Source organism: Silicimonas algicola (genome assembly GCF_003970735.1).
In the GTDB taxonomy this organism is placed as follows: Bacteria; Pseudomonadota; Alphaproteobacteria; order Rhodobacterales; family Rhodobacteraceae; genus Silicimonas; species Silicimonas algicola.
Genome location: NZ_CP034588.1, coordinates 3,451,665 through 3,466,874 on the forward strand (window position 1 = coordinate 3,451,665; position 15,210 = coordinate 3,466,874).

The 15,210-nt window shown below is 62.0% G+C and carries 12 protein-coding genes and 1 pseudogene; 7 read left to right on the forward strand and 6 right to left on the reverse strand.

Features of this window, described 5'->3' with window-relative positions; translation table 11 throughout:
* Positions 1-111 precede the first annotated feature (111 nt).
* Both EF888_RS16935 and EF888_RS16940 read right to left on the reverse strand, forming a co-directional pair.
* On the reverse strand, positions 112-741 hold the full coding sequence (locus EF888_RS16935) for an NADPH-dependent F420 reductase (RefSeq protein ID WP_109761261.1): 630 nt from the start codon (positions 739-741) through the stop codon (positions 112-114).
* 131 nt (positions 742-872) lie between these two features.
* Positions 873-1,784, reverse strand: a complete 912-nt coding sequence (locus EF888_RS16940; RefSeq protein WP_109761260.1) for a LysR family transcriptional regulator — start codon at positions 1,782-1,784, stop codon at positions 873-875.
* 762 nt (positions 1,785-2,546) lie between these two features.
* Between EF888_RS16940 and EF888_RS16945 the strand changes: the two genes are divergently transcribed.
* Positions 2,547-3,857: an MFS transporter gene (locus tag EF888_RS16945; protein ID WP_109761259.1), complete on the forward strand. Its 1,311-nt coding sequence runs from the start codon at positions 2,547-2,549 to the stop codon at positions 3,855-3,857.
* A 92-nt stretch (positions 3,858-3,949) separates the two neighbouring features.
* On the opposite strand, the gene EF888_RS16950 is transcribed toward EF888_RS16945, so the two are convergent.
* A complete protein-coding gene (locus tag EF888_RS16950; protein WP_338143036.1) occupies positions 3,950-5,476 on the reverse strand; it encodes an HPP family protein in 1,527 nt (508 codons plus the stop codon).
* Between EF888_RS16950 and EF888_RS16960 the strand changes: the two genes are divergently transcribed.
* From EF888_RS16960 to EF888_RS16970, 3 genes are all read left to right on the forward strand, one after another.
* Positions 5,442-6,541, forward strand: a protein-coding gene (locus EF888_RS16960; RefSeq protein WP_109761272.1) for an IS3 family transposase whose coding sequence is annotated in 2 segments (ribosomal slippage) — positions 5,442-5,691 and positions 5,691-6,541 — 1,101 coding nt in all. Because the reading frame shifts where the segments join, the coding sequence is not laid out codon by codon here. The genes EF888_RS16950 and EF888_RS16960 overlap by 35 nt on opposite strands.
* Before the next feature lie 124 nt (positions 6,542-6,665).
* The gene (locus EF888_RS16965) at positions 6,666-7,037 is read left to right on the forward strand and encodes an H-NS histone family protein (protein ID WP_241239714.1); all 372 of its coding nucleotides are present in this window, start codon (positions 6,666-6,668) and stop codon (positions 7,035-7,037) included.
* A 1,537-nt stretch (positions 7,038-8,574) separates the two neighbouring features.
* Positions 8,575-9,804: a PAS domain-containing protein gene (locus tag EF888_RS16970; protein WP_126918603.1), complete on the forward strand. Its 1,230-nt coding sequence runs from the start codon at positions 8,575-8,577 to the stop codon at positions 9,802-9,804.
* 795 nt (positions 9,805-10,599) lie between these two features.
* Here the strand turns inward: EF888_RS16970 and EF888_RS16980 are convergent.
* The 3 genes and pseudogenes from EF888_RS16980 to EF888_RS16990 form a co-directional block, all read right to left on the reverse strand.
* Positions 10,600-11,693: pseudogene (locus EF888_RS16980) on the reverse strand (site-specific DNA-methyltransferase); the annotation flags it as partial.
* A gap of 169 nt (positions 11,694-11,862) precedes the next feature.
* Entirely contained in the window at positions 11,863-12,420 is a 558-nt protein-coding gene (locus EF888_RS16985; protein ID WP_109759668.1) for a hypothetical protein, read from the reverse strand.
* 76 nt (positions 12,421-12,496) lie between these two features.
* Positions 12,497-12,850 carry a hypothetical protein gene (locus EF888_RS16990; RefSeq protein ID WP_109759667.1) on the reverse strand — a complete coding sequence of 118 codons (354 nt, stop codon included), beginning with the start codon at positions 12,848-12,850 and terminating at the stop codon, positions 12,497-12,499.
* Positions 12,851-13,270: 420 nt separating this feature from the next.
* On the opposite strand from EF888_RS16990, the gene EF888_RS16995 reads away from it, so the two are divergent.
* The 3 genes from EF888_RS16995 (at position 13,271) to EF888_RS17005 (ending at position 14,984) form a co-directional block, all read left to right on the forward strand.
* The gene (locus tag EF888_RS16995) at positions 13,271-13,621 is read left to right on the forward strand and encodes an OB-fold nucleic acid binding domain-containing protein (protein ID WP_109759666.1); all 351 of its coding nucleotides are present in this window, start codon (positions 13,271-13,273) and stop codon (positions 13,619-13,621) included.
* Between the two features lie 627 nt (positions 13,622-14,248).
* The gene (locus tag EF888_RS17000; protein ID WP_109759665.1) at positions 14,249-14,452 is read left to right on the forward strand and encodes a dodecin family protein; all 204 of its coding nucleotides are present in this window, start codon (positions 14,249-14,251) and stop codon (positions 14,450-14,452) included.
* A gap of 28 nt (positions 14,453-14,480) precedes the next feature.
* A complete protein-coding gene (locus EF888_RS17005) occupies positions 14,481-14,984 on the forward strand; it encodes a hypothetical protein (protein WP_109759664.1) in 504 nt (167 codons plus the stop codon).
* Positions 14,985-15,210 lie beyond the last annotated feature (226 nt).

Sequence of the window (15,210 nt, forward strand, 5' to 3'; positions counted from 1 at the left end):
ATGTTAGCCACGCGGGCGCTCCGAAGAAAGACTTGTAAAGCGGAGGACCCGGCTTTCGCCGGAGCCTGCTCAGAGGGTCTACCCCGGTTGTCTGCACCAGGTGACAGCGCTTCAGGCAGCGCGCTGCCAGGTCGGTGCGATATCGGTGCCGTGACCGAGGCCGTAGCCGAGCGTGATGTTCAGCGCGGCGACGGGCTCCAGGTAACGGGCGGTAGCCAGGCCACCTGTCTCCAGCGTCTCGAACCCAGCGCTCCGCGCCAGGTCGACGACAGCGGTGCGAGCAGCCTCGTCCTCTCCGGCCACGAAGACCGTCGTGGGATGTCCGGTGACCTTTCCGCCGTTCTTAAGGACCTGTGCGAAGAGTGTGTTGAACGCTTTCACGACCTTCGCCTGCGGCGCCCGCTTCTGGATTTCCTCCGCGGCACTTGTCGTATGCCCGATGCTCAGGCCGGAGAAGTCTGCGGTCATCGGGTTCGTGATATCGACCAAAATCTTGCCGGCGAAGCCGCCGCCCGCCTCGATGACGTCAGCAGTGGCATCATAGGGGACCGCCAGGACGACAATGTCAGCCTGCGCGGCAGTGGCGATCGAAGCGGACGACACGCCGTGTGCGACCTCCTTAGCGGCGGCATCCGCTTTTGCGCCGTCTCGGCTGGCAATGGTTATGCTGTGGCCGGCGTCTGCGAACCGCGCGGCGAGCCCCGTCGCCATGTTGCCGGCGCCAATGATCGAGATGTTCATGGTCGTTCTCCTTCTGACTTCCAGCGCTCGTCTGAGCGTCGGTTCATCGTCATGTGGAGAACATATCCTCACGTCGGGATACTATAACGCGCCGCGCCAGAAGATGACTGCTTCCTCCCAGGAGAGAATGACTACCAGCCCTCCTCCCAATGAGGGGTCTGCTTGTATCGCTCGGCGAGGAAGTCCACGAGCAGGCGGACCTTGGCTGCAAGATGCCGGTTGTGCGGGTAGAGGACATGCACATCGTAGGGATCAATCTCGAATTCTGGCAGGAGCCTCACGAGTTTTTTCGCCCTAAGCGCGTCTCCCGCCACGAAAGCGGGCACGCAGGCAAGTCCCAGTCCCGAGATGGCCGCCTCAACGCAGGCTTCGGCATTCGAATAGCGGATTCGTCCTGCGACGCCCACCATCTGAACATCGCCGTCCCTGGCTCTGAACGGCCACCGGTTAGGGTCGCGAAAGTTGGTGTCGATGATGCAGGCGTGATGGACCAGGTCCGACGGCGCCTCCGGCGACCCGTGGATCACGAGGTATCCCGGTGTAGCCACCACCACGATGCGGACGGCGCAGAGTTTGCGGATGATCAGGCTGGAGTCGTGGGGTCGACCGACGCGAATTGCCATGTCGAAACCTTCATCGACCACGTTGACCAACCGATCCGAGAAGCTGATGTCGAGTTCGATCTCAGGATAGAGAGCGGCAAATGCACTGAGGGAAGGTGCAAGTTCGCGCGTGCCGAAGGTGAGTGGCGCCGTCAGACGCAGCCGCCCGCGCGGCGACTGAGAGATGTTGCGGATGTCGAGATCCAGGGCGTCCAGCTCATCGATGAGCGGTTTCAGCCTATCGTGGTAGGCCCGCCCCGCCTCCGTCGGAGCGACGGACCGCGTGGTCCGGTTGAGCAGACGCACACCCAGATCACCTTCGAGCCTCGACAGCAGCTTCGACGCCTGTCCTGACGTGGTGCCCAAGCGTTTCGCAGCCTGCGTAAAGCTGCCGGCTTCCACGACGGCGAGAAACATCCTGTCGCATTCTAGTCGATCCATTCTTCGCTCGTATCGAGGCGGGGCATTGATCTTCACCGTAGTCGCTGAGGGACGTCTCAACCATGGCGGAGTGGCGGCAAAGATCTGTCTTCACCCCTCTTTACCTCGTCAGGAAGTCGCCCCGGCATATCAGCCACCTCCCTGCGTCGCCGATTCGCGATCACCGAACGTGACTCCTGTCGCGGTGCCGCCTGGGTGCTTTGTGCCGACCGCAACCATGTTTCTCGGGAGCGCCGTCTCTGCGCACCAGCGACAGGGCTCGGTCCTTGGGAACGTTTTAACGGCGGCGCTCGCGCGACATTAGCCCGCCTCCTTAGGGTGACTAGCAGGTCGCTGTGGAACATCACCTAACGCTCCTGTTCGCAGTGGCGATGATGCACCTGCCAGACGACATGGCCCTTGCCACGTCAGGCTTGTCTCGGCGGCCGCCTCGTGGGAACCCATCGCCCAAGGGACTGCTTTCGCGCCGCGCTCCATGGAATTTACTAAGAGGAGTGGAAAGGTTGGGTGCACCACATGACGCGCGATGTTGCTGTCGTGGACGTGAAAGGGCGAGCCTGTAACAGTCGCCCGGATGTTTCGAAGCCACCCTCACCATGTTCCCGGTGAGCGACGGAACACGGATTGTGGGACTTGTGGATGGGTCGGACGTCCTCGGGTATTTGATCCGCATGAGTTGACCTAGGGTTCCGAAACCCCGACCGCTTCCCGGCCAGCTGCGGCCCGCTTTGATCCACGGCTTACCTCCAAGGAGCCTGCGGAATGACCGCAACCGATCTTCAGCATGGCCTCCGAGAAAACGCGGGCCAAGTCACGCACCAGCTGATCCAGGTGATGCTCGTGGGCTTTGCCATCGGCATGACCCGCACGGTGGTCCCGGCATTGGCCGAAAGCGAGTTCGGGCTAGAGCGCGGCTCGTTCCTGCTGCTCGCTTCCTTCGTGGTGGCCTTCGGCGCGATGAAGGCGGTGATGAATTTTGTCGCCGGGCGCTGGTCAGAGCGCATCGGGCGCAAACGCGTCCTTTTCTGGGGTTGGGTCGTGGCGCTGCCCATTCCGCTGATGATCTGGTATGCGCCAGACTGGAACTGGATCGTCGCCGCGACCGTGCTCCTCGGGATTAACCAGGGTCTCTGCTGGTCGATGACGCAGACCGCGAAGCTCGACATCACACGCGCCGATGAACGCGGGTTGACGATGGGGCTGAACGAGTTCTCCGGTTATGTCGGCGTCGCGGTCGCGGGCATCTTGACCGCCTATGCGGCAGCCTGGCTTGGACCGCGCGTCGGGCTCTTGATCTTCGGCATGGCCGTCGTCTTGCTCGCGCTGCTTCTCACCGTTGTCTGGGTGAGGGATACGCTCCCCTGGGCCAAGGCAGAAACCGCTGCGCACAGAGCCGCACCGCCGAAATTCTTGCCACGCTATCCCGAGGGCGTCTCCGATCATCCTGGCACGGGCGAGGTCTTCGCGGTGATGACCTGGCGCGACCGCCGCCTCTTCGCCATCTGCCAGGCGGGTCTGGTGGAAAAATTTGTAGATGCGCTCGTCTGGGCGCTGTTCCCGGTCTTCCTCGTAGCCCAAGGCGCCAGCCTCACCGACGTCGGCTGGATCGTGGGGACCTACGGTCTTGTCTGGGGCGGCTCGCAGCTCTTCACCGGGCGGCTCTCGGACCACGTCGGGCGGTTCTGGCCCAACGTGCTGGGCATGTGGATATGCGGCGTGGGCGTGGCAATGGTGGTGCTGGGGACGGGCGCGCCGTGGTGGTCGGTCTCGGCAGGCGTCGCGGGTTTCGGCATGGCACTCCTTTATCCGAACCTCTCAGCGGCGGTGGCCGACATCACTCCACCTGCATGGCGCGGATCGGCCATCGGCATCTACCGCTTCTGGCGCGATCTCGGCTATGCCATCGGTGCGCTCGGCCTAGGCCTCTCCGCGAGCCTGACAGGTGGAGCCGAGGCCGCCTTCTGGTTCGTCGCGATCTCGATGTTCGTCTCGGGCGGTCTGCTCTTCTGGCTCGGTGAGGAAACTCACCCGCGGCTCAACCCGGCCTTGCCAACGATGCCGGGCGACGTGTGATTCCTGTCCCTTATCCGGTTGCAAATTTTTGTGCCGCATGCGGTGCAGTGAGGACGTTCTAAAACTTGTGAGCGGGAATTGAAGAGGGTTCGCTAGGCAGCCGCGCGCTCATCTGCTCCGCGCAACAAGAGCCGAATAATGTCCGAGCGTGTCAGAATGCCGACAAGCCGGTCATCCTGCTGCACCGGAATAACCTCGCTTCCTTGCGCCGCGAGCCGGTTGAGCAGAGCGCCCACCGGCAGGTCATGGCGGACCGCGCGGTCGGCCGGACGCATGACGCTGGACACCGCTCTGGACGTCGTCCGGGCTCTCCAGGTCAGGGGACGGTCCTGGGCCGCGACCACTTCTAGGAGATCAGCCTGAAGGACGAGACCGCGAAGCGTCATGTCGCCGTCAACTACCGGCAGACTCTTGATGGCGTGGCTGCGAAAGATCCGGGCGGCCTCCGGGAGCGTCGTGTGGGGCCGCACGGTGATCAGGTCGGTCGTCATGATATCGGCGCAGGTCGTGCCGTCGAAGCGATGCTGTGCCGCCTCTGCTTCGGCCGCAGCCAGCAACCTGCCCAAGTCCGCTACGCCAAGGTTAGTGGTCTGGTTGAATCGATCGAGTAGCGCGCCGAGTTGCTCGTTCGACAATCCCAGCCTCAGGCCAAGTTCTCCTGCGTCGCCCGTATCCGGCTGGCGGAAGGGATAAACCCGACCCGTCGCCCGGTTGTAGAGCACGGCAGCGAGAACCAGCAGGGCCGTGGCCGACCCCACCGGTAACAGGGCGAAGAGCAGGCCCGCTTGCAGGGTCGGCGCCGGATCGAGGGCAGTCAGGAGCGCCACGGCGCCTCCGGGCGGATGTAGGGCCCGCACAAACATCACGGCGATGATAGCGGCGCCGACCGCGACGCCAGTCGACCAGGGACCGGGAACTATTTGGACCGCCAGCAGTGCGACGAGCGCCGCAGTCATGTTGCCGACGATCGCCGACCACGGTTGTGCAAGGGGCGAGTTCGGGACGCAGAAGACCAGCACAGCCGTCGCTCCGAGCGGCGCTAGGAGATGCAGAGATAACGCGCCGAGTGCCACTCCAACGCTCACCAACAGGGCGCAAAGGCTGATCCCGAGCATCGCGCCGATGCCCGCTCTCAACTGCTCTCGGACGTGGAACGCCGGGAGCGCCGGGTAGAGATGATGATACCAGGTTCGCAACCGAACACTCCAGCTGGGCGATGAACGACTCCGGCTCTCTGCCTTAAACTTGGGCGGAAAGGAAATGTCTTGGAACGACGAAAAGGCGATCGTTCCTCCTTGGGTGAAGATAGCGGAACGGCTCAGTTGAAGATCGGCGAAAGAAGGAGCGGTTCTTCCCGATGTGGCAGTTCTACCTCGCCGCCAATGAAATGGCCTTTCGGCATGGGCGCCAGGCTGTCTTCCAATTGCAGCTCTCGAAAGAGCAGACTGCCGTGCCTCTGTCGCGAGACTATATGCACCTATGCCGAAGTGTTCGGGAACGGCGAGGCAGGTCTGTTGCAGCTGACCTGAGCCCCGCATCCTCCTCCAGTTTGGAGTAGAATCCGCTCCACCAAGGAGACGGACGATGAAGCGATCAAGGTTCACGGAAGAGCAGATCATCGCGATGTTGAAGGAGCAGGAGGCCGGGATGCCTACGGCTGATGTCTGCCGGAAGCACGGGGTCAGCTCGGCGACGTTCTACAAATACAAGGCGAAGTATGGCGGGCTCGAGGTGTCCGACGCCCGGCGGCTGAGGGCGCTCGAGGACGAGAACGGCAAGCTGAAGAAGCTTCTGGCTGAGGCGATGCTCGACAACGCCATCCTGAAGGATGTCGCGGCAAAAAAATGGTAGCGCCCGGTGTGAAGCGGGAGGCGGTGGCGCATGTCGTGGCGATCCACGGGGTGAGCGAACGCCGGGCGTGCCAGGCCCTGGCCGTGGATCGGTCGAGCGTGCGCTATCGCAGCGTGCGCCCGGATGATGCCGAGGCGCGGGCGGCGATGAAGGCTGTTGCGACCGAGCGGCGCCGTTTCGGCTACAGGCGCATCCACATCATGCTGGAAAGACAGGGGATCGTGATGAACCTCAAGAAGCTCAGGCGCCTCTACCGCGAGGAGAAGCTCCAGGTGCGCCGCCGGGGCGGCCGGAAGCGCGCCCTCGGCACGCGCCGACCGATGCTGCTGCCGGACGCACCCAACATCCGCTGGAGCCTGGACTTCGTCAGCGACGCGCTGACGGACGGGCGAAGGTTCCGGGTTCTGTCCGTGATCGACGACTACAGCCGCGAGTGCCTGGCGCTGGTGGCGGACACGTCGCTGTCCGGCCACCGCGTTGTCCGAGAACTCGATGCCGTGATCGCCCGGCGGGGGCACCCCGCCATGGTAGTGAGCGACAACGGCACGGAGCTGACCTCGATGGCGATCCTGTCCTGGTGCCAGCGCACCGGCGTCGAGTGGCACTACATTGCGCCCGGGAAACCCATGCAGAACGGCTTCGTGGAGAGCTTCAACGGCCGCTTCCGGGATGAGCTGTTGAACGAGACGCTGTTCTCGACCCTCGGCGAGGCCCGGCAGCAGATCCGCTCCTGGCAAGACGATTACAACCACCACCGCCCACACTCCGGGCTCGGGAACATGACCCCGGCCGAGTTCATGGCAATGAAGGGGCTGGAAATGCGCGCCGCGTAGCCCCAGAAATCAACCTGCGGATTCTCCGAATGGCCGGGGGAGAGTCGGGTCTCGGGTCACAGCCGCAGAAGGACCTGAAGATCGTCCGATCGGCGAGAACTTAGCTCCAATTGATAAGCCATGAATGGCGCTGTATCGTCGTTGCTGGGACAACAAGGACATCATCATGGCGAAAACTCCTGACCTCGAGAAAATGACGCTGACGGAACTCACGAAGCTAAGTGATAATGTGGACCAGGCCATTGCAGACGCCGAGAAGGCTCGGCGAACAGATGCGTTGAAAGCGGCGAATGAGGCGGCGAGGAACTATGGTTTCAGCCTTTCGGATCTAACCAAGAGATCACGGTCGAAGTCGCCCAAAGCGAAATCCGCGCTGCCACCAAAGTACCGTCACCCTGAGAACCCGGCGGTGACCTGGACGGGACGCGGACGTCGGCCTGCATGGATCGCCGAAGGTCTGGCATCGGGGAAAGGGCTTAAGGACTTCGCGCTTTAGCTTGGCACATCTTGACGCCGCGCAAGTGAGGGTGCCGGACGGTATCCACGATGGAGCTCGAAATGCGTGCAACACCGCCCGGCGATGAGGGTGATGAAGACCCTCCTGTGCTGACTTAGCGCAGCGGCCCCGCCGATCATCGACATAGGCAAGAAAGCACCCACTCATCATATGAACGGTAACTGTCAGGCGGCTCCGCGTTGAGTCTCTTGCCACAGAGCCGCCTGACAAGGCGGAACACTCTTCCGCCAAGACGGACGCTAACTTTCCCGAGACGCTGGTCAATTAGGTCGTACCGCTCGGCGCGGAAACAGCTTGTTTCGTCACTGGAACGTGCCAGGTGCAAGAACTGGACGGTGTCGCGCCTAACGAGAACGTACCTAATCACGCGGCCGAGTCGCCCTCACGCGATGCGGGAGATTGGGATTTCGTCCGGGCGGCTCAGCACAAAGCGGGCTGATATGTATTAAAAGCGAGCCGCCCGGCCAGACAGGGATGTCTTGAGGATTTAGCTAGACCGCTCATCAGCGGGTGCAAATCGGCCGGCGAGATTGAGCCGAGAGGCGGATTAATCGCGCCCGATGACCTCCGCTCATGACGGGTTACTGTCATTAAGGATCAGGGTTTCGCGGAGCAGTAGCAGCCGCAACACTCAGGAATGGATACCTTCCTTTGCACGAGCCGGGCGGCGCCCCACCAAATTTGCGTGACGAGGCATCGCCCGGGGGACAGGAGAGCGCAGTGTCGTCCCGGAGAAGATACTAGAACTAAAACTTGAGCGAGCAAGGCTTTAGAGGTATTCCGCTCAGCCGTATTGTTGCCAGTATTGCGCCTAATTCCCGCCGCGGAGCGCCATCAGTGACAGACTGCTGTTCCGAATTGACCCGTTCGGACCGGGGCGCAAGGCCTGTCTCCAACTCCGTCTTGCGCCCCAACCCGAGTGCCTCGGCCAAGGTCTCAGCCGGGCTCGCTGTCGTCTTTTGTACGCAATGCATACCGGAACCCCTTGCCCGCACCGTACAGACCGCCTCTGTAGGCTGTGACGAGACCGCGATCCACCAGACGCGCGAGCGCCCTCGATACGCTTGCGTGCTTGGCTGGCGTCGGTTCGCCTCCCAGAGCTTCGACCACGTCTGAGGAGCGTGCGAGGTTGCCCACAAACATGTGAGCGTTCTCGTGGATTTCTGTGCGAGGATACTTCGACAGCACGTCCAATATATCCCGCTGCATCTGACCAAGTCTGGTCCGCGATCTGTATCGAGCGGTGATGCCGGAGTTTAAATCTTTCTGGCCATATTCTTACCTGAACGTCACGCCGTTCCAGCTTTCAGCAAGCGCCTCAGTCTCCGCGAAACTGAGAGTGGCTAGCCCACCGAGCGTCGGAGGGTCTGGAGGCGCCTCCGTAGCGAAGGATGGACCGCCGACACAGTCGGCTCAAGATCGGACGGCTGCTACTGGACAAAAGATCGTCGCTTGCAGAATGGCTGAACTCTTGTCGTATCTGCCCGTGACGCTCCTCCTAACTTGCTTGGAACCGATGGAACAGACAGTCGACCGCCCCGTTTCACTCGACGATGCTGACCAGTACGAGCTTGCCTGTCGAGCGGCAGGTATCGGTGTCTGGGAACTGCATGTTGGTGACGACCGCCTCGCCTACTCGGACATCGCCCGGTCGATCTTCAGTTTTCCACAAGAGGGTCCAGTGACCCGGGAGATGGTGCATGGCTCGATACATCCGGACGATCTCGATGTGGTCCTGTCTGCGGCGCGACGTGCAATGGATCCCGGTGTCCGTGCAAACGAGCATTATGTGTATCGTGTCAGACGTCTCGACACCGGCGAACTGCGTTGGCTTCGCGGCCGCGGCATCGCTCAGTTCGATGGCGAAGGAAGCAACGCCAGAGCGGTGCTTTACGCCGGGTCCGTTCAGGATATCACTGGTCGGGAACTGACCCGGCAGTCGCTTGCCGCAAGCGAGGAGCGGCTGCGGCTTGCGATTGATGCCGCGGAGATGGCGGTCTGGGATCTCGACCTCGAAGCCGGTGTGGTTGCGCATTCGCCGGAGTTGAACCGTCTGCTCGGCTTCCCCGAAGACGCAAGCCCTTCTCTCGACGAACTGCGCTCACGATACGCTCCAGGAGAACGCGAGCGACTGGAAGCCGAGGGCGCCGCCGCGCGCGCCCGCGGCGAAACCAGCTTGCAGACAAGGGTCCGCTACATCGTACCCGGCAGGGGCGAGGTCACCTACGTCTTGCGTGCTGCCCTGGCGCAAACGCCCATGCTGAACTCGAGCCGGCAGCGGGTGATCGGTGTTCTTTTCGATGCCACCGAGGAGGCTCGAGCGGAGCGACGGCTGGTCACGATGACCCAGGAGTTGCGTCATCGTCTCAAGACATGGCAAATATGGCAGGAATATTCGCGCGACAAACCTGGCGCGGAGATGCGAAGCTCGACAGCTACCTGGGCCGCGTTCGCGCCCTTACGATGTCGACAGAGCTCATGTTTGGAGAGCGAGGCGACAGCCTGCGGTTATGTGATCTTGTCGAGCGGTCGCTCACGCCCTTTCGCAGCGACGGTCACGATCCGTTTGAGGCGAATGGCCGGACACCGACCTTACCGATGCCGCGTTCACCGGCATCGCGCTGGTCATTCACGAACTGGCGACGAACGCACTGAAGCACGGTGCGCTATCCACGACGGATGGGCGTGTGGTTCTAACCTGGGATGTGAAGGAGAACCTCCTTTGCATGGAGTGGCGGGAGCTTGACGGTCCTCCCGTTCAGGAGCCGGAAAAGCGCGGCTTCGACTTCACACTCCCGTCGCAGGGCGCACTACCCCCGCCGGACTCGGTCGCGCTCGACTTCAGGCCCGAAGGTGTGGTGGCGACAATTACAGCCAGACCGGATCGTTAGCCACGGTACTGCCGTCGCTCGCTGAACGGGGAATTTCAGGTTCAGATTGCACAGTCGATAGGAAGCTTCGGAGGTCTTTTTTTATGGACCTTGGGAACCGGACGGCCCGGCCCCGGGGGAGATTGGGCCGTCCGAAAAACAATTTACGATCGTACAACTGTCGCGAAGGGTAGACCGAGTCTGCGTGGGATCAACTTGGTGCACGACCCCTCAAAAAGAGTATGTCCTTGTTCCCAACTTGCTTGTGGGTGAACGCTTCCGCTGAGCCCGTCAGAGCGGTGAGATAAGCAACTCGGCGAGCGGACAGCGGTGGAATTCGCCCGGGCCTGAACTCTCGGACCTCGCCTCCGAGCAAAGAAGCAGTCGAGCGTGCGGAAATTCGCCGGCTTCGGCTGTTCTACCTCCGAAATCTTATGCTGATGCCGTTCATAATACGCTTCAAGACGACCTTGAGGGCGAAGGGCGTCAGGACGTCAGGTTCGACATCGATCTTCTCGCCGTCACGACCCATCAGAAAGTGAGCCATGAAGGCGGTGCCTGCTGCGATGAAGAACACCAAAAAGACGGCTGTGGCCTCCGGCGCTGAGGCAGACGACAGATCTCCAAAGGCGAAGACGCCTGCGATCAACGCGATGACGCCAAGGATGGTAGCTCTCCGCGGCGATGATCGAGGTTCCCGACCCGGAGAAGGGCTCGTAGACCGCCTGGCCCGGTGACGAGTTGTTCAGCATCGGGCGGCGCATGCACTCCACCGGCTTCTGCGTCCCATGGATGGTGGCAGCGTCCTGGTCCCGGCTGGGTATGGACCAAAGAGTCGACTGCGTCCGGTCCCCGCTCCAGTGGCCTTTGCCACGCACGGCGTACCAGCAGGTCTCGTGCTGCCAGTGGTAGTGTCCCCGGGAGAGAACGTGCCGCTCCTTGGCCCAGATGATCTGGCTCCGGATCTCGAAGTCGCAGGCGAGGAGGCTGTCGGCCACCGTGCCGGCATGCAGCGCGCCGTGCCACACATAGGCCACCTCGCCGGGGAAGAGCGCCCAGGCTTCCCGCCAGTCGGCCCTGTGGTCGTTCAGGACCTTCCCCGTGCGCCTGGTCTCCGAGGCCCCGGCACGGTTGCGCCAGTCGGGGTCGTAGTTCACGCCAAAGGGAGGATCCGTGGCCATGAGATGCGGCCGCACGCCGTCGAGGAGACGCTCGACCGTGGCCCTGTCCGTGGCATCGCCGCAGATGAGCCTGTGCTTCCCCAGCATCCAGAGGTCGCCCGGACGGGAGACGGGAACCTCCGGCACCTCCGGCGTTGCTTCCTCCCTCGCGTTAGGGGCGCCGTGGTTCAGGAGCGCGTCGAGCTCTGCCCCGTCGAAGCCGAGGTCGCCTATGTCGATGCCGAGGTCGCCGAGGTCCCCCAATTCGAGCGCCAGGAGCTCCCGGTCCCAGCCGGCCTGTTCCGCAAGCCGGTTGTCGGCGAGAACGTAGGCCCCGCTTCTCAGCCTCCGAAAGGTTGGTGAGCTCGATCACAGGGACCTCGCTCAGCCCGAGCTTCCGCGCAGCCAGCACCCGACTATGGCCCGCGATGATGCCGCTCGCGCCGTCGATGAGCACCGGTTGAAGCGAACTCGCGGATGGAGCCTGCGATGAGGGCAACCTGCGCCTCGGAGTGGGTACGGGCATTCCGCGCGTAAGGGATGAGGCTCTCGACCGGCCTCTGTGCGACCGCCGTCGCGCCGTGGAGTTGTCTCTGTCCTGCCATGCCCCGCCCCGGGAAATAGGTTGCCTGTCCGGGCCAGTATATCGCGAGGCTCAAGTCATTGAAAATATCAGATTAAATGACAAGTGGCGACACGGGACGACATGCCGCCCGAAAGGTTGAAAGCGGCTTACGGCGCGGCGGTCTGGCGATACCGCTCACAATGCGCGCGTCAGGAGGTCCGGACGACAGACATCCTCTCGAGTACCCAGCGGCTCAGGTCCGGCGAACGAGGGTTGGGCGTGAACACGACGTTCGGCAGGTCATCCTCGCGCCTGGAGATCTTCCAGAGCGAGGTCCGGTGCACCACGACAAGCCGCTCTCCTCTGGCAGCCGCGGGAATCAATTCGTTGCGAAGCCAATCTCGATGCACCTGCGTCGAGGGCAGCCGCTCGGCGATGCGCCGGTTCTCCGGCTCGCGAGAGATGCCTCGGGAACGATACGGCACCGCATTCACCACGGCCAGTCGACCAGAGGCGATGAGCGAGCGGTAGTTCCGCTTCCCGTAATATGGCGCGATGGACGCGGGCTCGACGGGACAGGGCTCGTGAAGCAACTGGACGAACCGCACGTAGGCTTCACGATTGGAAAACCCAGACGGTGTCAACGTGGGGTCGTATGCACAATTGGCATCCAGCAGAACGACCGGCGCATTGACGATATCCCCGATGAAGGCAGGAGGCGGGTAGTCGACATTGAAGCTGTGAGGCAGGTTGGCGAGCACGTGCATGTCGTCCGGATGGACGGGCCCGTGAAGGCGTCTCCAGTGTTCGACGAGTGAATTCCGACCCATCCTCCGAGGCCGCTCAGTCGCAGCCCAGGATCGCGGTCCTGTGCGCCTTCCCGATGTCGTTCGTTGTCTTCAGCAGGGCACGTCGGTCCATGCCACGTTCGGAGGCTGTCTCTGCAATTGCCCCGTCCCATGCCTCCACCATGGCTTGGCCCGATGACAGCTTCTCCAGGTAACGCGTCCCCACGGCGTCATAGAGGTTCAGGGCGTCCGCTTCGACTTCGCCAGCCAGAGCCTCCGTCGCGCAGGCGCATCGCTCGTCTGTCATTCCAGCCATGTTGAGGCACATGCCGGTCGTGTCCGTGAAGGCCGACTGCGCGCTGCTAACCATGAAGGCGGTCAAGATCACGACCTTCGTAACGGTGCTCATGCGTCTAACTCCCTTCGTCGAAGACACACTACCCAACATCCGCGCAAAATCGAGCCTGGATTGGCCGGCCGACAAACAGGTCTGAAGACGACATGGCCGCGTCAGGGTCGTAGGGGCGCGGAGGCGGCCGCTTTGGGCGAACAGATGAAGGAAAGGGGACACGTGGGACAGATGAGACAGAAGAATCCATTAGGTCTTTCGTGCGCGCGCGTGAGGGACAAACGAATTCTCGTGTCCCTTCTGTCCCATCTGTCCATCCGAGACGCAGAATTGGTAATGTGCACAGCCTCTAGAGCACGGGGAACAGCGCTGCTTGCTGGTGCGGCAATGCATGGCTGCTTCCATCGTCCTGCTTCGGCCTCACTCTCGTCAAATCGATGAGCTACTCGAACCCTGAGTCTGGAGCTTCAGGAGATCAGCATGTTTCGTATCGCCCTCGTATCGCTAGGCATCGCTTTGATGGTTGCCACTTCAGCCCATGCTGAGAACGTCCGCCCCAAAGACGCCGGACACTACGTTGGCGTCCATTCGACTATCGAGGGCGAAGTCAGCCAGGTATCGCGCAGCGGCGGCGGCACAACCTTCATCAACTTCGGCGGCAGGTTTCCAAATCACGTCTTCTATGGCGTGATCTTCCGGGACCACGCAGATCAGTTCCCAGACGTTTTCGCGCTGGAGGGACGGACGATCGTGATTGAGGGCGAGGTGCAAGTGTATAAAGGCAAGCCTCAGATCATTCTGACCTCGCCGAGCCAAATTCATGTTCGCTAAGGGCTAAGGCCCGATGCGCCTCCTGTTGCTCGTTGCCGCGTTATTGTCCGCGGCACTCCGGCGGCCGGTATCGGAAGTACGCAAGAGGCGAGGCGTTACATCAGACAGGCGAAATATTGTTAGGCATGTACGTCTCCCCTGCGGGACGAAGTTGCCGAACGTTGCAGACTTTGACACCCTCAACGATTTCCCTCCAATTCTACGAGAGTCAAAGATCCGCATGAATTCGATCAAGATCAAGAATCCTTATTGGGATCTATCGTTCTGGTCATATAGACTGGGGGCAGAGGCGGAACTTCAGCACAGGAGCACAACACTCAACAAGGTTCATCGGTGACTTTTCTCTCCTGACGATTATCCCTCAGCACCTCGTGACGTCGGGAGCCCTTCAGAATGAGCCGCTGGGCATGCGTGTTGCATGTCGAGCATTGTATTTCTGACTTACTGCCCTAGGTCTCTTGCTTACATCTGAGCACCGCTACGAGAAGGCGGCCGAAATTCCTACCAGGACCGTAGGAAATTACTTGGATCTGACGACGCCCCCCCAACCGCCAGCTGAAAGTCGGCGTGGAGGTAATAGGCGAGCTCCGCAGACCGGGGCCGCTCCGACAGCAAGGGAGAATGAGAATGAGCGTTGCACGCGTAACCGAGATATCCGCGACATCGACGACGGGATTTGAGGATGCCGTTCGTGTGGGCATCAAACGAGCATCCGAAACCCTTCGTGGCGTTCGTTCGGCCTGGGTAAAGGAACAGCAGGTCCGCGTCGAAGACGGAGGAGTCATCGAGTATCAAGTCAACATGATGGTGACCTTCGTTCTCGACGACTGACGAGATCAAAATCACAGGACGAATCAGAATGACTTTGAAGGACAGATTTTCGAGTGACGACTGGTCACGCGTCCTCGAAGCCCCGATGTTGGCGGGGTTCTCGATCACGGCCGCCGATCCGGGCGGCCTGATCAGCGCGGTGCAGGAGAGTGCCGCGATGGCCGGATCGCTAAGATTGGCCGCCAAGGACGGCGGCGAGGGATCGTTGGCTCACGCGGTTGCCGAGGCCTACACGACGTCGGAAGGTCGGTCCGCAGCGACGGACGGACTGAAGTCGTTGGTGAAGGGCAAGCGTCCAGCGGAGGCCTCGGACGCCGCCGTCTCGCGGCTCGGCGAGATTATGGCCTTGGTCGAGCGCACAGTCCCGGAACATGCGGCGGGGTTCAGGAAGTTCCTGATCGACACGGCAACCAAGACGGCCGAGGCAAGTACCGAGGGCGGCTTCCTCGGATTTGGTGGCGCGAGAATCTCTGAGGCCGAGCACAAAACTCTCGCCCAGCTTAGGACGGCTCTCGGCGGTCCCGTCACTTGACCTAATGCACGGTCCCGGGAACGTGTCGAGGACCGCCTTCACTTTGCGGGCGTCGCAGACCAACCATGGCAAGAAATGCAACAAAGGGAGCGCCAAACGGTGTTGTCGGTTGCGCCGGCCTCAAGCGCGTCCGACGTAAGCCTGATCGGACCCGATGAGCGTTCAGGACTGGCCAGGCGCACCTGAGCCGCGGTGCTTTTCCGGTCCACCGGTCGAGCACGATGTC

Coding starts and splice junctions, on each gene's coding strand:
- EF888_RS16935 (WP_109761261.1), bottom strand. CDS start 741: ATGAACATCTCGATCATTGGCGCCGGCAACATGGCGACGGGGCTCGCC.
- EF888_RS16940 (WP_109761260.1), bottom strand. CDS start 1,784: ATGGATCGACTAGAATGCGACAGGATGTTTCTCGCCGTCGTGGAAGCC.
- EF888_RS16945 (WP_109761259.1), top strand. CDS start 2,547: ATGACCGCAACCGATCTTCAGCATGGCCTCCGAGAAAACGCGGGCCAA.
- EF888_RS16950 (WP_338143036.1), bottom strand. CDS start 5,476: ATGATCTGCTCTTCCGTGAACCTTGATCGCTTCATCGTCCGTCTCCTT.
- EF888_RS16965 (WP_241239714.1), top strand. CDS start 6,666: ATGGCGCTGTATCGTCGTTGCTGGGACAACAAGGACATCATCATGGCG.
- EF888_RS16970 (WP_126918603.1), top strand. CDS start 8,575: ATGGAACAGACAGTCGACCGCCCCGTTTCACTCGACGATGCTGACCAG.
- EF888_RS16985 (WP_109759668.1), bottom strand. CDS start 12,420: ATGCACGTGCTCGCCAACCTGCCTCACAGCTTCAATGTCGACTACCCG.
- EF888_RS16990 (WP_109759667.1), bottom strand. CDS start 12,850: ATGAGCACCGTTACGAAGGTCGTGATCTTGACCGCCTTCATGGTTAGC.
- EF888_RS16995 (WP_109759666.1), top strand. CDS start 13,271: ATGTTTCGTATCGCCCTCGTATCGCTAGGCATCGCTTTGATGGTTGCC.
- EF888_RS17000 (WP_109759665.1), top strand. CDS start 14,249: ATGAGCGTTGCACGCGTAACCGAGATATCCGCGACATCGACGACGGGA.
- EF888_RS17005 (WP_109759664.1), top strand. CDS start 14,481: ATGACTTTGAAGGACAGATTTTCGAGTGACGACTGGTCACGCGTCCTC.